The following is a 21,620-nucleotide window of genomic DNA, read 5'->3' on the forward strand; positions in this document are numbered from 1 at the left end:
TCGTGCCGGTCTTGATCTCCGAGCCGGAATATCCTATATCGGGGACAGCGTTGCAGGATGGCTTTCGGGCCATCCGAGACTGCGATCATATAAGACCTAGCGGACGGGGGCTGCGATGCCCCCCGCCTCCACCAAAAGACCTCGTGATGAGCGGGGCATGGTCCTCGGACCATCAGGCCAAACCTCCTCCGAGTCAGGGCTTGTTCCATGGGGGCGAATTAGGATCGACGTGGGTGAATAAGGGTCGTTTAGACGTTGGGTGAGGCACGCCCGCTAATCCCCATCCGGGGAAAGGCTCGTCCAACAACTTGTGAATGTCGCAAATGACAACCACAATGCTCAGGATCTGCGCGTAGCCGCCTAACGGTGGTCGCGTTGAGACTAGGCGGGGCTGGAATGGCCTAGCAACAGAATATTCCCAGAAAGGGCGGGGGCAACCCCGCCCTTTTTGCGTTCAGATGGATCCACTCGCCCCGGGGGTCACTTGCCCTTCCAAACCGGCGGCCGCTTGTTCAGGAAGGCGTCCATGCCCTCCTGGAAGTCCTGGCTCATGTAGCAGGACAGGATCAGGTCGTCGCTTTCATTCGGCGTCATCTTGTCCTGAATGCGCAGCAGCGCCTCCTTGGTCGCGCGCAGGGTCAGCGGCGCGTGGCTGGCCACCGTGCGGGCGACCTCCCCGGCGCGCGACATCAGGTCGGCACCCTCGGCGATCACCTCGGATACCAGCCCGATCGCCAGCGCCTCGGGCGCGTCGACCAATCGGGCCGTGAAAATGATGTCCTTGACGCGGGCCGGCCCGATCAGCGCCGCCAACCGGGCGTAGTTCGCGACCGACAGGCAGTTGCCGAGCGTCCGGGAGATCGGAAAGCCGAACCGGGAGTGGGGGGCCGCGATGCGCAGGTCGCAGACGGCGGCGATCGCGGCACCGCCGCCCGTGCAGGCTCCGGCTATGGCGGCGATGGTCGGCACGCGGCACCGTTCCAAGGCTCCCAGAAGTTTGTCGATCCGCGCCTCGTATCCGAGCGCGTCCTCGGGACCCTTGAAGGCGCGGAACTGGCCGATATCGGTTCCGGCCGCGAAAGCCTTGTCGCCAGCGCCGGTAATCAGCAGGGCCTTGACCCGGTCGTCCGTCTCGACTTCCCGGCAGATCTCGCCCAGCCGCTCGTACATCGCGAAAGTCAGGGCGTTGCGCGCCTGGGGGCGGTTGAAGGTGATGGTGCCGATACCGTCCTGGACATCGTACAGAAGTTCTTCGGTCAAGGGACTCGCTCCATGTCGGATTGCTCTGGCTGAGGTTTTTTCACCGGGGTTTTCCTGGCCGCGGCGGGCGGGGTCGGGGTCTCGTCGCTCTCAGCGAAACCGGCCCGCTCGACTTGCTCGCATTTGTTGCGCAGGTGCGTCTTCAGGATCGACGACAGCATCACGGCGTCGCGGCGTTGAAGCGCGTTGAGGATCGCCTCGTGCTCCGCCATGGCGAGCCGCCAATGGTCCGGCGGCATCGGCACCACGAAGCGGGCGCGCCGGATGCGGGCGCTGACGTTCTCGTACAGGTTGATCAGGACGGCGTTGTGGGTGGCCCGCACGATCGCCTCGTGGATCGCGCGGTTGAGCGGGTAATAGCCGGCGAGGTCGCGCACCGCGTAGAATTCCGCCATGCGGTCGTGCAGCGCCTCGATCTCGGCGATCTCCGCGTCGGTGCCATGCTGGCAGGCGAGCTCGCCCGCCAGCGCCTCCATCCCGCCACAGACCTCGAACAGCTCCTCCAGGTTCCTGGCTGTCATCTTCGCGACGCGGGCGCCCCGGTTCGGCAGCAGGACGATGTAGCCCTCCGACGCCATCACCTTCAGCGCCTCCCGCAGGGGTGTGCGCGACACGCCGAATTCGGCGCAAAGCTCCTTCTCGGGCACCCGCGATCCCGGCGGCATGACGCCGTCGATCAGCTTCTCGCGCAGGCGCGCCACGACCTCCTCATGAAGCAAGACGATCCTCCGGCCTTTCCAGGGCGTCCCGCAGCAGGATGGCGAGATGGACCGCCTGACGCCGCGCCCCATCCTGGATCTGGTGCCGGCAGCTGGTGCCGTCGGCGACGATCACGGTATCCGCATCCGCCGCCCGCGCGGCGGGAAGGACACCCAATTCACCCATCCTCATCGAAACCTCATAGTGCTCGGCCTGATAGCCGAAGGCTCCGGCCATGCCGCAGCAGGTCGATTGTATGGTCGAGACCTCCAGTCCGGGTATCATTTTCAGCACCCGCTCGGTCGCGGGCATCGCGCCGAAAGCCTTCTGGTGGCAATGTCCGTGCAGCAGCGCCCGCTTGTGGGGCAGGGCCCTCAGCGGCAATCGCAACCTGCCGGCCTCGGCCTCCGCCGCCAGGAACTCCTCCAGCAGCAGCGCGCGGCCGGCGAGCGCGGCACTGGCCGGGCCCGGCAAGACCGACTTGAACTCGTCGCGCATCGTCAGCAGGCAGGATGGCTCCAGGCCGACGATCGGGGTGCCGCGCTCGACATGGGGTCCGAGCGCGTCGAGCACCCGCCGCTGCTCGATCCGCGCCTCGTCCACCAGGCCCGCGCTCAGGAAAGTCCGGCCGCAGCAGAGCGGCCGCTCGCCCTTGGGCGGCATGGCGACATGGACCTTGTAGCCGGCCGCCTCCAGCACGGCCAGGGCGGCGCGGGCGTTGTCCGCCTCGAACCAGCGGTTGAAGGTGTCGACGAACAGCACGACCTCCGCCACGGACCCATCCGTCGCCCCAGTCTCCTTTGGCGCCAAATCGCGGAAGGGTTCGGCGTGCCATTTCGGCAAGGGCCGATGGCGGCTGAAGCCGGTCAGCCGCTCGCCCAATCCCGCCAAGGCTGGAACCCGGTTGCGCAGGTTCAGCATCCCGCCCAGCCGCGCCGCCATCGGCGCGTAGCGCGGCAGCCACGCGATCAGCCGTTCCCGCAGGGGGATGCCATGGCGCTTGCGGTAGTGGTGCAGGAACTCGATCTTCATGCGCGAGATGTCGACGCCGGTCGGGCATTCCCGCTTGCAGCCCTTGCAGCCGACGCACAGGTCCAACGTCTCGTACATCGGCTGGGACGTGAAGGCGTCGGGTCCCAACTGCCCGGTGATGGCGAGCCGCAGGGTGTTGGCACGCCCGCGCGTGACGTGCTTCTCGTCCGCCGTGGCGCGGTAGGACGGGCACATGACGCTGGCGTCGGACTTCCGGCAGGCGCCGTTGTTGTTGCACATCTCCACGGCGCCGCTGAAGCCGTTCCAGTCGGACCAGTCCAGCGCGGTTTCCATCGGCAGCGGCGCGTAGCCGGGCTTGTAGCGGAACAGCCGCCGGTCATCCATCCTCGGCGCGTCGACGATCTTGCCCGGATTGAACAGGCCGGAGGGGTCAAATGTCGTCTTGACCTCGCGGAACGCCTGGACCACCCGCGAGCCGTACATCGGCTCGTGGAATTCCGACCGGACCAGCCCGTCGCCGTGCTCGCCGGAATGCGAGCCTTTGTATTCCCGCACCAGCGCGAAGGTCTCCTCGGCGATGGCCCGCATCTTCCTGACGTCCAGGTCCAGCTTCAGGTTGAGGACGGGACGGACATGCAGGCAGCCCTCGGACGCGTGGGCGTACCAGGTGCCGCTCGTGCCGTGCTTGTGGAACACCTCGGTCAGCCGCTCGGTGTAGTCAGCCAGATGCTCGAGCGGGACGGCGCAGTCCTCGATGAAGGACACCGGCTTCCCGGCGGTCTTCATCGACATCATGATGTTGAGGCCGGCCTTCCGAACCTCCCAGATCGCGGATTGGAAAGCCGGATCGATCGCCTCGACCACGCCGCCGGGCAGGCCCAAATCGTCCATCAGCTCGACCAGCCGGCGCAGATTGGCCTTCTCGGCATCCAGGTCCTCGCCGGCGAACTCGACGAACAGCAGGGCGTCGGGCTCGCCCCGGACGAACAGGTCCATCGTCGCGCGGAACATCGGGATGGCGCGGCCCAGGTCGATCATCGCGCGGTCGGCCAGTTCCACCGCCGCCGGGCGCAGCGCCACGATGTGCCGCGCCGATTCCATCGCCTGCCGGAACGTCGGGAAATGGCAGACGCCCAGCACCTTATGGCGGGGGAGGGGCTGCAGGTCGATCTCGATCCGCTGGAAGAACCCCAGCGTCCCCTCCGATCCGACCAGCAGCTTGGCGAGGTTGACCTTCTCCCCGCCCAGCCGCTCGATGTTGTAGCCGCCGACCTTGCGCTGGACGGTCGGGATTCGCGCCGTGATCTCGTCGGCCTCGCGCCGGTACAGATCCCGCATGCGCCGCAGCAGGTCCTGATGGCGCGCCGGCAGGTCGTTCCGTTCGGGATCGACCTCGTCGAAATGGATGGCGCTGCCGTCGGCGAGCACGGCGTCGATGGCGCGGACGTTGTGGACCATGTTGCCGTAGCGGAGCGACCGGGTGCCGCAGCTGTTGTTGCCGGCCATGCCCCCCAACGTGGCCTGCGCGCTGGTGGAGACATCGACCGGGAAGAACAGCCCGTGGCATTTCAGCTTCTTGTTGAGCGTGTCGAGCACGAGGCCGGGCTGCACGACCGCGGTCCGCGCCTCCGCGTCGAAGGCCACGAGGCCGTTCAGATGCCGGGAGCAATCCATCACCAGCGCCTCGCCGACGGTCTGGCCGCATTGCGAGGTGCCGCCGCCTCGCGGCAACACGGGAATGCCCTCATCCGCCGCGATCTGGAGGGCGATCTCGACATCCCGTTCGTCGCGGGGCGCCACCACGCCGATCGGCTCGATCTGGTAGAACGACGCGTCGGTGGCGTAGCGCCCGCGCGAGAACGCGTCGAACAGCACCTCGCCCTTCAACTCGCGCCGCAGGCGCCCGGCCAGTTTGCCGTCGCCGATGCGCGAGGAGGCCGGGCGGGCGTTTTCGGGAGGAGCGTCGAGCGGCATGGCGTTTCCCCAAAGCATTATTCATTCGCTCCCAGCAACATAGCGGTTTGAATGCAAAATGCCAATCGTTCGAACCCGCGCATTCGTGGGGCCCCTACCAATCCAGGTTCAAAACAACCAGGAGAGGCTTAAAACTAGCTTATAACTTCCGATTTTCAGCAGATTTGGTTCTTTTAATCTCGTGCGGCGGTTCGGATTCATCAGGCCCCTCATCAAACAAGGTTGCCTGACCCTAATTTTGAATGCAAAATGGCTGTCATGATCCGGATGGGAAACAACAAGCGCTTTCCGGGCTGAAGAACAGACAGGGGAGAAACACCAAGATGGCCCATCGCGGCGGACGCCACTTCCTTCAGATTCCGGGCCCGACGAACGTTCCCGACCGCATCCTGCGGGCGATGGACCGGCCGACCATCGACCATCGCGGTCCGGAATTCCAAAAGCTCGGGCGGGAAGTCCTCGACGGGATCAAGCCGGTCTTCGGCACCACCCAGCCGGTCGTGATATATCCCGCCTCCGGGACCGGCGCGTGGGAGGCGGCGATCGTCAACACGCTGTCGCCCGGCGACAAGGTGCTGATGTTCGAGACGGGCCATTTCGCGACATTGTGGCGCGGCCTCGCCCAGCGATTCGGCATCGAGACCGAGTTCGTGCCCGGCGACTGGCGTCACGGCGTCGATGCCGGCGTGGTGGAGGCCAAGCTGCGCGAGGACACGGGCCACGCCATCAAGGCCGTCATGGTCGTCCACAACGAGACCTCGACCGGCGTCACCACCCGCGTTCCCCTGGTGCGACAGGCGATCGACCGCGCGGGACATCCGGCGCTGCTGCTGGTCGACACCATCTCGTCGCTGGGATCGATCGACTACCGCCACGACGAGTGGGGTGTCGATGTCACGGTGGCGGGATCCCAGAAGGGTCTGATGCTGCCACCGGGCCTGAGCTTCAACGCGGTGTCCGAGAAGGCCATGGCGGCCAGCCGGAACAACCGCATGCCGCGGTCCTACTGGGACTGGCAGGACATGGCGAAGCCCAACCAGAACGGCTTCTTCCCCTACACCCCCGCCACCAACCTGCTCTATGGCCTGCGCGAGGCGGTCGCCATGCTGATGGAGGAGGGCATGGCCAACGTGTTCGCGCGGCATGACCGCCACGCGGAGGCGACCCGCCGCGCCGTTCGCGCCTGGGGTCTGGAGATCCTGTGCGCCGAGCCGGCCGAGTATTCCAGCGCGCTGACCGCCGTGATGGTTCCGGACGGCCACGACGCCGACGAGCTGCGCCGCGTCATCCTGGACCGCTTCGACATGTCGCTGGGCGCCGGTCTGGCCAAGCTGGCCGGCAAGGTCTTCCGCATCGGCCACCTCGGCGACTTCAACGACCTCTCGCTGGCCGGCACCCTGGCCGGCGTCGAGATGGGACTGAGCGTCGCCGGCATCCCGCACCGTTCCGGCGGGCTCGACGCCGCGATGCGCTTTCTGGAAGGCAACGGCGGGGAAGCGAAGAAAGCCGCAGAGTGAACCGCGGCACCGCCGAACATCGTCAAAAAATAGAAACCCTTGGGAGGGAACGAGATGTCCTTTAACCGCAAGTTGCTGGCGTCGGTGCTGTTCGCCGGCTCGCTCTTCGCCAACGCCGCCTCGGCGCAGACCGAGATCAAGCTCGGCCATGTCGGCGAGCCCGGATCGCTGCTCGCGCTCTCGGCGGAGGAGTTCGCCCGCCGGGTCAACGAAAAGGTGGGCGGCCAAGCCAAGATCGTGGTGTTCGGCTCCAGCCAGCTCGGCGGCGATTCCGAACTGCTGAAGAAGCTCAAGCTCGGCACCGTCGATCTGGCGCTGCCCTCGACCGTCATGTCGTCGGAAGTGCCGCTTTTCGGCTTGTTCGAACTGCCCTATCTGGTCAAGGACCGCGCCCACATGGCCCGCCTCCGCGACGAGATCGTCATGCCGGTCATGGCTCCCGCGGCTGAGAAGGACGGCTTCAAGATCCTGGGCGTTTGGGAGAACGGCTTCCGGCAGATCACCAACAGCAAGCGTCCGATCGAAAAGCCCACCGACCTCCAGGGCATCAAGCTGCGCGTCCCCAGCGGCATCTGGCGCGTGAAGATGTTCCAGTCCTACGGCGCCAATCCCAGCCCGATGGCCTTCTCCGAAGTGTTCGTGGCGTTGCAGACCGGCGTGATGGACGGGCAGGAAAACCCGCTGGCCCAGATCTACCCGTCGCGCTTCTACGAGGTGCAGAAATTCCTGTCGATGACCAACCACGTCTACACGCCGGCCTACCTGACCGCCGGCCGGAGCTGGAGGAAGTATGGTCCCGAGATCCAGAAGGCGCTTACCGAAGCGGCGGTGGAAACCCAGCCCGTCATCTATGAGATCGCCGCCAAGATGGACGAGGACTTCCTGCAAAAGCTGAAGGACGGCGGCATGCAGGTCAACCAGGTCGATCAGAGTGTCTTCGTGGCCGCCAGCGAGGGCATCTACAAGGACTTCGCCGCCCAGGTGCCGGAAGCCAAGGACTTGATCCAGAAAGCGCAGGAACTCGCCAAATCCGGTTCCTGACCGCCCGCGGCATCGCGGCCGTCCCGTCCTCGGGACGGCCGCTCGGCTTCTCCGTCCTCCCCGAAGGAGCGTTCCCTTGTCCATGCTCCCCATGCTGCGCGCCGGCTTCGGTCGCGTGCTCGAGGCCATCGTCGTCTTCCTCGTCGTGGCGCTCACCCTCATCATCATCGCGGGCTTCGTCTTCCGTAGTTTCGGCAGTTCGCTGGTCTGGTACGACGAGGTCGCGTCGATCGGCCTCGCCTGGCTGACCTATTATGGTTCGGCCCTGGCGGCCCTGCGCGGCGCCCATATCGGCTTTCCCGGCATCGTCAACGCCATGCCACCGCGCCTGCGGCTGGCGGTGGCCCTGTTCGGCGAGGCCTGCGTCTTCCTGTTCTTCATCGTCCTGACCTATACCGGGATGGAGGTGCTGATGATCCTGGAAGGCGACACCCTGGTCAGCCTGCCCAGCATCCCGCTCCAGCTCACCCAGTCCGTGATACCCGTTGGCGCCGTCCTGTTCATGATCGCGGAACTGCTGCGCCTGCCCGACGTCATCAAGTCGGCGCTGGGTGACGGCTTCGTCGATCACGAGTTGGAGGACGCCCTGCCGGGCATCGAGGCGCCGCCCGTTCATTCCGGCGCCCAGGGCGTCGCCGCCGCGGCTCCCGCTCCAGCGCTCCACGGAGGTTCGCGCCGATGACCATCGGTTTCATGCTCAGCGGCCTGTTCGCGCTGGTCCTGCTCAACGTGCCGATCGCGGTGGCGCTTGGCCTGGTCGCCATGACGGCGATCGTCCTGACGCAGGGCGTGGACATGCTGCCCAACGTCGCCCTCGTCATGTTCGACGGATCGACCAATTTCCCGCTGCTGGCCATCCCGCTGTTCATCCTGGCCGGCGCCATCATGAACGCGTCGAGCATCTCGCGCCGGCTGGTGGCCTTCGCCTCGGCATTGTTCGGCTTCGTCCGGGGCGGGTTGTCGATGGTGGTGATCGGCGCCTCGATGTTCTTCGCGGAGATCTCCGGCTCCGCCGTGGCCGGCGTCGCGGCGCTCGGCACGATCCTGATCCCGGCGATGCGGGCGCGGGGCTATTCCAAGGAGTTCTCGGCGGCCATCTGCTCCTCGGCCTCCAGCCTCGCGATCATCATCCCACCGTCGATCCCGATGATCCTCTACGCCGTCATGGCCGAGACGTCGGTGGTCAAGATGTTCGTGGCCGGAATCATTCCGGGGATCCTGGGTGCCGTCGGCTTGGCCCTCACGGCCTACATCATCGCGGTCCGCAAGAACTTCCCGGTCGAGGAGCGGTTCCAGGTCAGCCGCGTCTGGTCCACCTTCAAGGACGCCGCCTGGGCCTTCCTGCTGCCGGTGATCATCCTCGGCGGCATCTTCGGCGGCTTCGTGACCGCGACCGAGGGCGCCGGGCTGGCGGTCGCCACGGCGCTGTTCATCAGCCTGTTCATCTACCGCGAACTGAACCTGCGGGAGCTGCACAAGGCTTGCGTCGACGGCGGCATCCAGACGGCCGTCGTCATGCTGCTGGTCGCGAGTTCCGCCCTGATCGGGACCTTCCTGACCGAGGCGCAGCTTCCCCAGCAGCTGGCGCGGGGCATCACCTCGCTCACCGACGACAAATACGCGGTGCTGGCCCTGCTGAACGTCGCCTTCCTGATCCTCGGCATGTTCCTGCACTCGGCGGCGGCGATCATCCTGGTGGTGCCCATCGTCATGCCGCTGATCCACCAGCTCGGCATCGATCCGGTGCATTTCGGTCTGGTGGTCACGCTGAACCTCGCCATCGGCCAGCAGACCCCGCCGGTCGCCAGCGTCCTGATCGCGGCCTGCTCGATCGCGCGGGCCGATATCTGGGAGACGACCAAGGTCAACCTGGGCTTCATCGGCGTCCTGCTGGTCGTTCTGATGATCTGCACCTACGTGCCGGCCCTGTCGCTGGCGTTGGTCGATGTATTCTACGGATGATGGTGAACCAGGGAAAATGACGCATGGTTGAGGAACGCGAGAACGCGGTGGACGAACCCGTGGCCGGGCCACTGGCCGGCATCAAGGTGGTCGAACTGGCCCATATCATGGCGGGGCCCGTCTGCGGCCTCATGCTGGCCGACATGGGCGCCGACGTCATCAAGGTGGAGAAGGTGCCCGGCGGCGACGACAGCCGCCGCATGCTTCCGCCCGCGATCGAGGGTGAGTCGGCCGCCTTCATGATGATGAACCGCAACAAGCGCGGCATCGCGCTGGACCTGAAGACGGAGGAGGGCAAGGCGGTGCTCCACCGCCTGCTGCGCGACGCCGACGTGGTGATCGAGAACTACCGGCGCGGCACGATGGAGAAGCTGGGCTTCGGCTACGAGGCGATGAAGGCGATCAATCCCGGCATCATCTATTGCGAGATCTCCGGCTTCGGCCGGACCGGCCCGCTGGCCGACGCCGCCGGCTTCGACCTGATCGCCCAGGGCATGAGCGGCCTGATGAGCATCACCGGCGAGGGCCATGGCCGTCCGCCGGTCAAGGTCGGGGCGCCGGTGACCGACATCTCCGCCGGCCTGCTGGCCTGCATGGGGGTGATGGCGGCGCTGGTCGAGCGCGGCAAGACCGGACGGGGGCAGAAGGTCGACACCTCGCTGTTCGAGGCCGGCATCATCCAGACCTATTGGCAATCGGCGATCCGGCTGGCGACCGGCGTCAGTCCGGGGCCGATGGGTTCCGCCCACCCGCTCAACGCGCCCTATCAGGCGTACCCCACGGCCGATGGCTGGATCAATGTCGGAGCCGCCAACCAGTCCAACTGGCTGCGCCTGCTCGATGCCATCGAGGCGCCGGAGCTGGCCGAGGACCCGCGCTTCGCCGCCAACCCCGGCCGCATGGGCAACCTGGATGAGCTGACCGCCGTGCTGAACGCCATCTTCCGGCGGCGCTCGACCGCCGATTGGCTGGCCGTGCTGGAGCGGGCGGGCGTTCCCGCCGGCCCCGTCCTGACCATCGCCGAGATGCACGACCATCCGCAGACCAGGGCGCGCGACATGGTGGTGACGGTCGAGCACGCCAAGGCCGGCCCGGTCGACACCCTCGGCCTGCCGATCAAGTTCTCCCGAACGCCGGGCGGCGTCCGCCGGGGGGCCCCGACCTTCGGCCAGGACAGCCGCGCCATCCTGGCGGAACTGGGTTATGGCGACGAGGAGATCGAGCGGCTGGCCGGGGCGGGGGCCATCGGCTGATCAGCCCACCGGCGCGGCGCCGGCTGTTCAGAACGGCCAGCGCACGCCGGTGGAATTCCGGATCATCGCCTCCCCTTCGGCGCAGGACACCATGTCGATGCTGGCCCGCCGGCGCTCGTAATCGCCGATCACCAACTCCGCGATAGTGTCCGCCTCCCGATCGATGGCCGGCGCCAGCACCTTGGCCATGGAGCCGGCCAGATGGAGGAAGAAGGCGTTGCGGTACGCCGTGTTGACGCACATCCGGACGAGATCGGTATTGGCGTTGTAGAAATCGAGATCGTGGACGAAGGGATAGTGCAAGGCGGCTTCCCAGGCCCAGACTACGTTGAACCTCGGGTCGATGAAATCCACGATGCCGGCCGACAGCAGTTCCCACGAGACCGCCGAGTTCTCGAAGTCCCAGATATCGGCGTCATAGCGCATATACATGTCGAGCAGGTATTCCGCATGATGCCGCGGCGAGCAGACGATGACACCGGTGTTGACGTATTTGTCCACCGGCGGCGTCAGTCCCTTCAGGCGGTACATGTCTTCGACCGTCATGTCCGCGACCAGCGTGCGGTGATCGTCCGCCCGCGACGCGTTCTTGAACGTCATGAGCAGCGCGTTGAGCAGCAGGAAGCGGCCATACTGGTTGAAGGTGTCGTCCGGCGCCACCATCCCGGGCGTCGCGTCGACCACGCCAATGCGCTCGGGCGGAACGCCGGCCGTCAGGTCCGGCGCGATCCTCGAATTGATGACAATGTCGGCATCGACCCAGACGACGCGGTCGTAGTCGCGCAGCCGGGGCAGCGACGGCATCAGCAGCTTCTGCCAATGCAGGCTCTTCCGCGACAGGTCGACCGACTGGTCCACCGGCTGGTCGATGACATAGAGGTCGAAACAGTGCCGCTCGCAATAACTCCGCCATCCCGGCAGGTACCATCGCTGGAACGCGGTTTGGTAGTCGGTGCCGATCGCCATGGTCACCAGTGCGGTGCGGGACTTTTGGATGGCGTCGGGCTCCAGGCTTGGTGGCTCGATGAATACTGGCGGGTGAGCGACCAAGTTGCTGACATGATCTAAGGGCAACGTCAAGGCTTCAGGAAGAGGCCGGCAGCGGCGGCAGGTCGAACTGGGTGCGGGCGAGTTGGTAGTACAGCCCCGTGTAGCCGTTCTCCTTCAGGAACTCCGGGTCGATCAGCTGGGCGTGGGTGCCCTGTTCCTGGACCTTGCCGTCCTTGATGAAGCAGATGCGGTCGCTGTCCATCACGGTGGTCAGCCGGTGCGCGATGGTGATCGAGGTGCGGTTGACCAGCACGGTCTTCAGCTCCTGGGTGATGCGGGCCTCGGACTCGTTGTCGAGCGCGCTGGTCGCCTCGTCGAAGATCATGATCTTGGGCCGCCGATAGAGCGCCCGCGCGATGCCGACGCGCTGGCGCTGGCCGCCCGACAGCCCCATGCCCTTCTCGCCGATGCGGGTCTGGTAGCCCAGCGGGAAATTGATGATGAAATCCTCCGAGCCCGCCATCTTGGCGGCCTCCTGGACCGCCTGCATGTCCGGCTCCGGATCGCCCAGCGCTATGTTCTCCGCCACGGTGCCGCCGAAGATGAAGGTGTCCTGGAGCACCACGCCGATGTTCCGGCGCAGCGAGTTGAGATCCATCGTCTTGATGTCCTTGCCGTCGATCGTCAGATCGCCGGAGGCTGGCTTGTAGAAGCCCAGCACCATCTTGGCGATGGTGCTCTTGCCGCAGCCCGACGGCCCGACGAAGGCGACGTGCTCGCCCGGCTGGATCGTCAGGTCGAAGCCATGCATGACCGACCGCTTCTGGTCGTTGGTATTGTAGCTGAAGTTGACGTTCTGGAACTTGATCTCGCCTTCCAGGTTGCGGACCTGGGTCTGGATCTTGTCGGCGGACGAGACGGTCACGTGCTCGGACTTGACGTTGAGCACGTCGCCGACCCGGTCGATCGCGATGCGGACCTCCTGAAGCTCGTTCCACAGGTTGACCATCTGGGTCACCGGCCCTGTGACCAAGCCCATCAGCATGTTGAAGCCCATCAGCTCGCCGATGCTCATGCTCCCGCTCATCACCTGGTTGGCGCCGATCCACAGCACCGCGATGCTGGAGGCCAGCGTCGCCAGCTTGAACAGGCTGTTCGACATCAGGCTGAGCTTCTGCTGCCGGAAGCTCCGGTTGACGTTCTCGACGAATGAGTTCTCCCAGCGGGCGCGGGCGAAATACTCGTTGCTGGTCGCCTTCAGCGCCTCGATCCCGTTCAGGGATTCGATCAGGTAGGACTGCGACTGCGAGTTGGTGATGAAGATTTCCTGGGCGATGGCTTTGATCTTGGGGGTGAAGTAGACGACGATGCCGATATAGATTGGGATGAAGACGACCACGATCAGGCTGAGCGGCAGGCTGTAGGCGAACATCATCAGGAAATAGAGCACGATCATCAGCGTGTTCATCAGCACAGTGATGGTCGACCCGGTCAGGATCGCGCGGATCTTCTGGTTCTCGCCGAACCGGGCCAGGATCTCGCCCTTGTTCTTGGTCAGGAAGAAGTCCATCGGCAGGCTGAGGACGTGCCGGTAGAACTCCGACATCAGGCGCATGTCCAGCCGCGATGTCGTGTGGGCCAGCAGCAGGCTCTGGACCACCGACATCGCCGTCGTCAGCAGCGCCACCAGCACCATGCCGCCCAGCATCATGTTGAGCAGCCCGACGTCGTGGTGGACGACGACGTTGTCGACGATGGTCTGGATGAACAGCGGCGAGGCGAGGCCGAGGATGTTGATGACGACCGCCGCCAGGATGGCCTCGCCGTAGTATTTGCGGTACGGGATGATGTAGTTGATGAAGTGCCGGATGGAGGATTTGGCCTCCTCCTCCTTCTCGAACTTGACGGTCGGCTCCAGCAGGATCAGCACGCCGCAATCGGGCCGCCGGTCCAGCACGCCGGCGACGTCGGCCGCCGTCCACGAGGTGATGAACTCGTCGCGCTTGATCTTCTGGATGCCGAGGGCGGGGTCGACGATCTCGACCTCGCGGTCGGTCGCCTTCAGCAGCACGACCCAGTGATAGCCCTGCCAGCCCAGGATGGCCGGCAGCTTCAGCCCTTTCAGCGCGGAATAGGGCAGGGCGTAGCCCTTGGCGCGGAACCCCAGGGTCTCGGCGCTCCGGATGATCTCGTCCGGGTTGATCTCCGGCGTGTTGAGGCCGGTCAGTTCCTGCATCTGGCCCAGAGTGAATTTGCGGCCGTAATGGCCCATCACCATGGCTAGGCAGGCGGCGGCGCTGTCGGCCTGGGTGTTCTGGCGGATCACCGCGAATTTGGTGGCGGCCTTGACCTTGGCGGCGGCGCGGAACTCGTCCTCCGACAGCCCCTCGGCCAGCTTGATCCGCAGGTCGACGCCCTCGGCCCGCTTGCGGGCGGCGATCTCGTCGGCTTCGATCTGCTCGACGTCGCGGGCCCGCTGGGTCAGCCGCTGGGCCAGTTCGGGGTTGAGCGCCAGGATGCGCTCGACCGTCTGCTGATAGATCACCAGCACTGTGACGTCGGTCAGCGCCTTGGCGGTATAGGTCTGGATGCCCTTGGGCGAGCGGCGGGGCAGGGCGCCGGTCTCGCCGATCAGCGTGCCGCGGCCGCAGCGCGACAGCGAGATCGGATCGCCCTGGATCGGCGCCCGGATCAGCTCGACGGCGCCGCTCTCGATGAAGTACAGGCGCGGGTCGGCGTCGCCCTGGTTGAACACCGCCGTGTCAGCCCGGATCAGCTTGACGCCCATCTTGGACAGCAGGTCCGAGAACTCCTCGGCGGTATATGTGGCGTTGCCCAGCAGCGCCCGCAGCCGCTCGCCGACCTCGACCAGACCGACATAGCGCTTGAAGTGCTCCTCGACGACGCGGCTCTCGGCGATGATCATGCGCGCCCGGTCCGCCCGCAGGCAGACCAGCGTCAGCGGCGTCTCGGCGATGACGTGGTGGGGCCACTTGGCGGCCTCCAGCAGGGAGGTCTGGCCGATCGTGGCGCCCGGCTCGATCAGCCCGACGCTGACCAGCTTGGACCCGATGTTCTCCTTCAGCCGCGCCCGTCCGTCGTGGATGACATACATGCCGTCCGCCGCGGCGCCTTGGGTGAACAGGCGCTTGCCCGCCGGGACGTGGCGGACCTCCAGCAGCAGTTCGATCGCGCGCTTCTCGGCGGTCGGCAGCACGTTGAACAGCACGTGGTTCTGAAGGACGGAGCGGACGGCTTCCGTCGCCGCAGTGTTCCTGACAGTCTCGATCGTGTCCATGTCAGCGTGTTCCGTGGGCCGGGGCGGGGGACGGGGCGGGGGACTGGGTGGAGGACTGGGCGTGGGCGGGAGTCTGGGTCATTCCTCTTCTCCCTGGAAGAAGCGCGACGCGGGGGCGAAGAACAGTTCGATGAACCGCTTCTCGCCGATCTTGATCTCGGCGACGCCTTCCAGCCCGATCTCCAGCGCCTTGGGCGCCGTCGTCCGGCTGACGATGGTCTCGCGTTCCAGCGCCACCGTGACGAGGTACTTGGACTGCTGCTCCGCGACGGCGCCGGGCCGTGTCGCGATGTCGGAGATCACGCCGTTCTGGATGCCGTATTCCTGATAGGGATAGGCGAAATACTTGATCTGGACCTTCTGGCCGCGCCGGATCTTGCCGATGTCGCGGTTCTGGACATAGGCCAAGCCTTCCAGCGGCGCCGTGTTGCGGACCATGGTGAGCATCGGCGCGCCCGGATTGACGATGACGCCGCGCTGGACGTGGACGCCCGTGACGATGCCGTCCTCCAGGCTGGTGTAATAGGCCTTGTTGCCCTCGTAGCGGACGCCGGGCACCAGCGTGCGCGACCGCAGCAGCCGGTTGTTGAGGTCCAGCACCTTGTCGGCGATCAGCTTCTGGTCGCGCTCGCGCGCCTGCCGGACGTTCAGGATCTCGTTGTCCAGCCGTTCCTGGGAATAGGTCTCGGCCAATTGGCGGCGCTCGCCCCGGGCGGTCTCCAGGCTCAGCCGGACGTTCTGGATCTCGGCCTCGGCGTTGTTGGCGGCGCGTTGCAGGTCGTTGACCCGGTTCTGCGCCCGCTGAAGGTCGATCTGGGGGATGTCGCGGTTGGCGAACAACTCCTGCTTGCCGGCCAAGTCATGGCGCGCGTCGCTCAGGTCCTCCTCGATCCCGGCGCGCGCACGCTGGGAGGTCTGGACCTGGATCTCGATCTGCCGGATCCGGTTGTCGATCGCCGCCTGCTCGGTCGAGCGCCGCTGCGACAGGTTGCGCCGGTCCAACTCCAACTGGTCGGAGCGGAACTCGTACTCCTTGAGCGACTCGCGCTCCTGGATTTGCAAGTCGTCGATCTGGCGCTGGATCGCCTCCTGCTCCGGCGTGGTGGCGGCGCGGATCTTCTCCTGGATGATGACGAGCGGGTCGCCGGCGGACAGAGCGGAGTTCTCGCCGACCTCCAGCGTCTCGATCAAGCCGCCGCCGACCGCCTGGACCGACACCGCCTGCCGTTGCAGCGTCATCGGGGCCATCACCAGCAAGTCCTTGGACGCGAACACCGAATAGATCATCATCGCGATGGCGGAGACGACCATCAGGTAGACCGGGCCATGCAGAACGAAGTTCGACGCCGTGGTCAGCAGGTTACCAGCCTTGATGGGATGCCTGAGCTTGCCCGACGCGACCGTGTCGATCGTGACGGGCTGGCTTTTCTTCGTGGCCATCGGTCCTACCGCGATATCCCCTCACCCCAGCGCCGCCAATTCAGGGAGAATTTGGCTCAAATAGTCGTGGGCGGGATGATCGCCCATCTCTGCTGAAGGGATGATTAACGGCAGCGTCCAGGTCGGGGGCGGAACTCAGCCGGGTGCGGCGTTCCTGACGAAGTCGCTGGCGGCGGCGGCGCTGCGTTTCAGCTCCGCCGTGTCGATCGAGGTCAGCCGGCCGCCCCGCTTCAACAACCGCCCGTCAACCACCACGGTGTCGATGTCGGCGGCGCTGGCGGAGTGGACGATCATGTGAGCCCTGTCCGTGGCGGGCGTCATGGACATCGCGTCCGAGCGCCCCCCGGTCGCGATCATGATCAGGTCGGCCCGCTTGCCGGCCCTCAGCGACCCGGTGACGCCGGACAGGCCGAGCGAGCGGGCGCCCTCCAGCGTGCCCAGTTCCAGCATCCGGCGCGCCGTCGTGGCGAATTCCGACGCGGCTTGGCCGTTGTACAGGTTGTGGGTGAGCTTCATGATGTCCATCATGTCGGCGTCTCCCGTCAGCGGCGTGGTGTCCACCGACAGGCCGGTCGTCACGCCGCCCTCCAGGAAGGCCCTGACCGGCGGGATGCCATAGCCGATCGTCATCTCCGAGAACGGCGACAGCGTCACGACGGCGCCCCGCCGAGCCATGGCCTCGACCTCGGCGGGCGTGATATGGGTGGCGTGGACGACTTGGAAGCCCTCGTGCAGCAGCCCCAGCCGGTCCAGCGCCGCGATGTGACCGTGGTCGCCGGGGGTGGAGTTGGCGTGCAGGGAAACCGGCAGGCCGCGTTCCCGCGCCGCGTCGAAGTCGGCGCGGTACACGGCGGGATCGACCGGCACTTGGCTGCTCCCGCCGCCGGGTTCCCGGGTAACGGTCTGGATACCGCGCCAGCCGAGGCCGAGGCTCAACAGCCCGCCGTTGGCGAACTCCGCCCACTGGTCATGCAGCCGCGTGAAGTCCGCCACGTCCAGCGGCTGCTGGGGCGACAGCGGACGGTAGGGTCCATAGGAGAAGCGGCCCCGGATGCCGGCGTCGCCCAGCGCCTGGAGGCCGCTGCGGGCGTGCTCGGGTGTTCGGATGTTGTGGCACCAGTCGTGCACCGTGGTGATCCCGGCGTTGATCGCCTCCGCCGCCGACAGCAGCGTCCCGGCATACATGTGCTCGGGCAGGAACGCCGATCCGACCTGGGTGACGACCTGGAAATAGCCGCTGCCGGGGACGCCGTTGGCCATGTTGCGCATCAGCGAGGTCCACATGTGCCAATGCGTGTCGACCAAGCCGGGCGAGACGATGAACCCGGCGCCGTCGATCACCTCGGCGCCGGGAGCCGCGAGGTTTTCGCCGACCGCGACGAGCACGCCATCGCGGACATGCACGTCGCCTTGGAGCAGGTCGGCGACTCCCGGCTCCATCGTCAGCACGTAACCGCCGCGAATGACGAACTCACCGCGCGGCGGCGGCTGGCGGGTGATTTGGCCGGCCAGCGCGGAACGCCAGGAGGGAAGGGACGCTGACAGCGCCAGTCCGCCGAGCGCCATGCTTCCGAGGAGCGAGCGGCGGCTGACGGCGAGGGGATGGGAACCGGGGAAGACGCGGCGGTCGTGCGGCATCGGAGGGCCTTTCGACGGGGCGGGGCGGGATCGCCAAACCCTTGATCTGAAACTCCGCCGCCGTGTTTCCAGTCTTTATATGGCCGGGTCACCGGGTCGGGTGGGCGCGATCGGCTCCTTCGAAGCTCATCGGCTCGGCCGGGGAATCGTCGCGCTGGGGATCGAGATCGACGCCCCCGGCCTGTTCGCCGATTTCGGTCAGCAACGTCCCCAGCTTGACGCGCGCCGCGTGTGGCGGCACGCCGGGAGGAACCTCATCCGGTACGGTCTTCGTGGTGATGGATGGCATGGCTTGTTCCAATAGGCGGCAGCGTCGCGAGGAAGGGAGACAATCCCGCGGAGTGGATCCCCGGATCAAGTGCCATAAGCGCTAACTTAAGCGTTGCTGTCATGAACCCTGCGCCCAAGCCCGCGCATGACGGAATTCGATGAGGATGGCGGAGCTTCTGACGTGGCCAAGCCTTAAGTTAGCGCATAAGGGATCCATCCCGCGGATGAGCCCGCTCCCCTCATCCTTCCAGCCAGTCAGCCGATCCGGCGGGCGTGGTCGTGGGCGGCGCGGGACAGGACGCGGCAGGATAGGCCGAGGCCGATGGTGATCAGCGCCATCACGATGATGGTGTCGAAGCCGAGCTGGACGCCGAACAGCGAGACGCCGCGGTCGAGGCGGATGTCCAGGATGGCGACCTTCTCGCTGAACGTCGGCGGTGGAGGGCAGCACCAGAAGTCGCGGCAGCGCGCCCCAGATGACCAGCGGACGGCCAAGCGCGTCCATGACGCGCGGCCCCGGTCAGGAGGAACCCGAGGGGGTGGCACTCACCGCGAGAGGGGGCGGGCGTGATCAGGGCGACGGTTTGCTTTCCGAGCGGGGCAGGTTTTGGCGTGGCGGAGTCCGGAACCCGACAGACGGGGATCAGGCGGACGGCGTCTGGTCGGGGCCGCGCGGAAGTTACCCCAGATGCCAAGGGCGGTGGGGTGGCGGTTAACCGCGGCCACCCGCGCCGCATTTCGAAAGCCCCTCCAGCGTGCGCGACTTCGCCGCGGCGATGTCGGGATTGGCCGCTCGCAGGTCCTCCACGGCCCCCCGGAAGATTGGCAGATCGCCCGGAGGGATGTCGCAATGGCTCCATTCCACCGCCTGTGCCAATCCCAGCGTCAAGGCCAGGGCCGAGTAGGTCTTGGGATTGAGATCCAAGCGCCGGAAGTAAGCGTCTGGCGCGCGAAGCCCTTCCAACACGGAGTCGATGATCAGACGCGCCTTGGCTCCTTTGACGCCGTTCGGCCAATTCGTGCCTTGAAGCAGCCACGACGTCAGGTTGGCGGCGTTGCTGGCGATCGTTTCGTCGGCGTAACCGGAGTGCGCGATCAGTGACAGGATCTGCCGATCGTCCAGCGACGCGGCGATCTCGACCACGCGGCTCCTGTCGATACGGATCGCTCTATTCCAGGCGACGAGCAGTCCCAGTGTGCGTTGGTATGACGAGACATCCGGCTGCCACGCCGCGGCCATCGTCGCGAATAGCCGCGGATTTCGCGCCGAGCGCTCCGCCAGCCCCAGCCGCGCCGCCGTCCTCTGGTTCGAGGACTTCGCCTCCAGCGCTTGGATCAGTTCCTCGAACGTCGTGTCGGAACCCCCGTCGAACGCGAGTGCCGGACGCATGACGAGGTTCGACAGGATCTCCGGAAGCGGGAGACCGGCGTGCCGGGAGGCGGGAGCTTCCGTGGAGTTCGCGCTGGCGGCGATGGGAGGACAGACGTCGCGGCGGAAGACACCGTGGCTTTTGCCACTCTCGTCCTGAACGAACCAAGTCTCCGAACCGGAGGCTTCGGACGCCTTCTGCAAGGTGAGCGACAGCATCTTCTTGGCTTTCATGCTGTCCTTGAGAAGCTTTGTCGGAACGCAATGGATGGTGAAGCTGGGAGGCGACCCAGGGACGGCGGGCTCGTCGCGGTCGTCGCCGACCTGGATCGAGAAGTAGTCGGAGTTGGTGATCTGTTGTTCGAGGGCGACGAACTGGATCGCCTGGGTCTTCGGATGACGCCGGGAATACAGGGTTTCCGACAGGGTATAGAGATTGGCCTCCGGCAGCCCCTTGGAGTTCCCGAGGTTCCCCTGGACCGTCTGGGAAGACTCGGCGGGTGCGGGATCGGGTTGCAACTGCCATTGCAGAAGGAAAAGCATCGGTGCCGCGGCGATGGCGCCGGTCATGACCCATGATTTCCATGTCCCGGTGATCGTCCCACTGAACGCGACCAGTACCATCGCCAGCCCCGCGCAGAGGACGAGAGCGGAAAAATGGACGCCGGTGGTATAGTTCTGCGCGTTCATCGTGCCGATGAAGCCGGCGATGGTGAGGACCAGCCCGACCATAAGGGAGGCATAGACGTATTTGTCCGCGATGCGATGGTCTCGAGGCGCTGTGGCGGGCGCGGCGTCAGCATCGGGTGTGTCAGCGACATCCCGGTCATCTTCTTTTACTTGGTCGGCTCCCCCGGTTTCAGACATGGGATTATCCTCGATCCATACGCGTGGGTTCCGTGAAACAAAGAACGATCCTCTGTTTCAAAAACCTTCGTTAGCTCAAGATCATCGCTATCCGGAGATTTGAGCGTCGCGATTTTACGCGAATGAATTTTTCGATCAATGTTGTTTTCGGATCATACAATCATGTGTGGTCTTGCCGAGCGAGGATCATCATCCTTAATGGTCGTCACCGGCGCCGTCGGCTCCACCGGAACTGGATCGCCGACCAGCGGCACGACGCGGTGGATCCTGGGCCGCAGATCGGCCTCGCCGGGATGGCGCTCGACCGCCACCGCCATCAGGTGCCGCCCAGTCGGCTGATACCGCGCGAAGGCCCAGCGGCCGGCGTCGTCGTCCAGCGCCGGATCGAAGGTGACGCGGGGGACCGAGGGGTCGCCAAGGTCGAAGGCGAACTGGTCGAGCGGGATCGACAGGCCCAGGCCGCGCGCCTTGATATAGGCCTCCTTCAACGTCCAATAGGTGAAGAAGCGATGCGCCCGGTCGGCCTCGGGACAGGCCCGGATGTCGGCGGCCTCGGCTGGCGCCATGAAGCGGTCCGAGATCTCCAGCAGGTCGGCGCCGCGATCCAGGGATTCCACGTCGATGCCGACCTGACGGTCTTGCGCGATGGCGCAGGCGACCAATCCCCTGGTGTTGGACAGGTTGAAGCGGAGGTGTTCGAACCCAGCCGGTGCGGCGATCTCGGGCCGGCCATGGCTGTTGGCGGTGAATCGCCACGCCTCCGGCGGCACCCCGGTCGCCCGTGACAGGGTGGTCCGCACCAACGCCCGGGTGACGAGATGTTCGTGCCGCGCACGCTCGTTCAGGAAACGGTCGTGGCGGACGCGTTCCTCGGGGGCGAGCAGGGCCAGATAGGCGGCTAGAACATCCGGCTGCGTGATCCGGTCCGACGTTACCAGGAAAATCTCCAGATCCGAGGCATTCGGGATCATCGCCGGACTTTCAGTTTGCCTAACAATCTGGCAATAACTAATAGTTGCAATCGCGACTTCACCCCGGACCCAGGCCAA

16 protein-coding genes and 1 other RNA gene are annotated in these 21,620 nt (G+C 66.0%); 6 read left to right on the plus strand and 11 right to left on the minus strand.

All coding sequences use genetic code 11. The features are described from left to right. Positions 1-7: 7 nt before the first annotated feature. Positions 8-423, plus strand: a transfer-messenger RNA (tmRNA) gene (ssrA, locus tag N825_RS37585). Between the two features lie 57 nt (positions 424-480). Here ssrA and N825_RS28230 read toward each other — a convergent pair. From N825_RS28230 to N825_RS28240, 3 genes are read right to left on the minus strand one after another with little or no spacing between them, the layout of a single operon-like run. Beyond that, a complete protein-coding gene (locus N825_RS28230) occupies positions 481-1,260 on the minus strand; it encodes an enoyl-CoA hydratase/isomerase family protein (protein WP_037459310.1) in 780 nt (259 codons plus the stop codon). Beyond that, positions 1,257-1,979 carry a GntR family transcriptional regulator gene (locus N825_RS28235; protein ID WP_063833940.1) on the minus strand — a complete coding sequence of 241 codons (723 nt, stop codon included), beginning with the start codon at positions 1,977-1,979 and terminating at the stop codon, positions 1,257-1,259. The genes N825_RS28230 and N825_RS28235 overlap by 4 nt, the downstream gene beginning before the upstream one ends. Further along, complete coding sequence (locus tag N825_RS28240) at positions 1,969-4,944, minus strand: FAD-binding and (Fe-S)-binding domain-containing protein (protein WP_245613257.1); 2,976 nt, start codon at positions 4,942-4,944, stop codon at positions 1,969-1,971. Before N825_RS28240 ends, N825_RS28235 begins: the two co-directional genes overlap by 11 nt. A 305-nt stretch (positions 4,945-5,249) precedes the next feature. On the opposite strand from N825_RS28240, the gene N825_RS28245 reads away from it, so the two are divergent. From N825_RS28245 to N825_RS28265, 5 genes are all read left to right on the plus strand, one after another. Further along, positions 5,250-6,443 carry a pyridoxal-phosphate-dependent aminotransferase family protein gene (locus tag N825_RS28245; RefSeq protein WP_037459311.1) on the plus strand — a complete coding sequence of 398 codons (1,194 nt, stop codon included), beginning with the start codon at positions 5,250-5,252 and terminating at the stop codon, positions 6,441-6,443. A gap of 54 nt (positions 6,444-6,497) precedes the next feature. Beyond that, complete coding sequence (locus tag N825_RS28250; RefSeq protein ID WP_037459313.1) at positions 6,498-7,484, plus strand: TRAP transporter substrate-binding protein; 987 nt, start codon at positions 6,498-6,500, stop codon at positions 7,482-7,484. Positions 7,485-7,566: 82 nt separating this feature from the next. Next, a complete protein-coding gene (locus N825_RS28255) occupies positions 7,567-8,166 on the plus strand; it encodes a TRAP transporter small permease (protein WP_051513366.1) in 600 nt (199 codons plus the stop codon). Beyond that, complete coding sequence (locus N825_RS28260) at positions 8,163-9,446, plus strand: TRAP transporter large permease (RefSeq protein ID WP_198038928.1); 1,284 nt, start codon at positions 8,163-8,165, stop codon at positions 9,444-9,446. The genes N825_RS28255 and N825_RS28260 overlap by 4 nt, the downstream gene beginning before the upstream one ends. A gap of 23 nt (positions 9,447-9,469) precedes the next feature. Continuing rightward, the gene (locus N825_RS28265) at positions 9,470-10,699 is read left to right on the plus strand and encodes a CaiB/BaiF CoA transferase family protein (RefSeq protein WP_051513368.1); all 1,230 of its coding nucleotides are present in this window, start codon (positions 9,470-9,472) and stop codon (positions 10,697-10,699) included. Between the two features lie 27 nt (positions 10,700-10,726). Here N825_RS28265 and N825_RS28270 read toward each other — a convergent pair whose 3' ends face one another. From N825_RS28270 to N825_RS28305, 8 genes are all read right to left on the minus strand, one after another. Further along, complete coding sequence (locus N825_RS28270) at positions 10,727-11,773, minus strand: hypothetical protein (RefSeq protein WP_211098420.1); 1,047 nt, start codon at positions 11,771-11,773, stop codon at positions 10,727-10,729. A gap of 10 nt (positions 11,774-11,783) precedes the next feature. Continuing rightward, positions 11,784-14,987 carry a peptidase domain-containing ABC transporter gene (locus N825_RS28275; protein WP_037459316.1) on the minus strand — a complete coding sequence of 1,068 codons (3,204 nt, stop codon included), beginning with the start codon at positions 14,985-14,987 and terminating at the stop codon, positions 11,784-11,786. 78 nt (positions 14,988-15,065) lie between these two features. After that, the gene (locus N825_RS28280; protein WP_037459318.1) at positions 15,066-16,427 is read right to left on the minus strand and encodes a beta-barrel domain-containing protein; all 1,362 of its coding nucleotides are present in this window, start codon (positions 16,425-16,427) and stop codon (positions 15,066-15,068) included. Between the two features lie 135 nt (positions 16,428-16,562). Further along, the gene (locus N825_RS28285) at positions 16,563-18,065 is read right to left on the minus strand and encodes an amidohydrolase family protein (protein ID WP_051513370.1); all 1,503 of its coding nucleotides are present in this window, start codon (positions 18,063-18,065) and stop codon (positions 16,563-16,565) included. 88 nt (positions 18,066-18,153) lie between these two features. Then, complete coding sequence (locus N825_RS28290; RefSeq protein WP_037459320.1) at positions 18,154-18,354, minus strand: hypothetical protein; 201 nt, start codon at positions 18,352-18,354, stop codon at positions 18,154-18,156. Positions 18,355-18,590: 236 nt separating this feature from the next. Then, positions 18,591-18,830: a hypothetical protein gene (locus tag N825_RS28295; protein ID WP_037459322.1), complete on the minus strand. Its 240-nt coding sequence runs from the start codon at positions 18,828-18,830 to the stop codon at positions 18,591-18,593. Between the two features lie 217 nt (positions 18,831-19,047). After that, positions 19,048-20,571, minus strand: a complete 1,524-nt coding sequence (locus N825_RS28300; RefSeq protein WP_157619588.1) for a hypothetical protein — start codon at positions 20,569-20,571, stop codon at positions 19,048-19,050. Positions 20,572-20,723: 152 nt separating this feature from the next. Next, on the minus strand, positions 20,724-21,542 hold the full coding sequence (locus N825_RS28305; RefSeq protein ID WP_198038929.1) for a 4'-phosphopantetheinyl transferase family protein: 819 nt from the start codon (positions 21,540-21,542) through the stop codon (positions 20,724-20,726). Positions 21,543-21,620 lie beyond the last annotated feature (78 nt).

It is taken from the genome of Skermanella stibiiresistens SB22 (assembly GCF_000576635.1).
Classification (GTDB): Bacteria; Pseudomonadota; Alphaproteobacteria; order Azospirillales; family Azospirillaceae; genus Skermanella; species Skermanella stibiiresistens.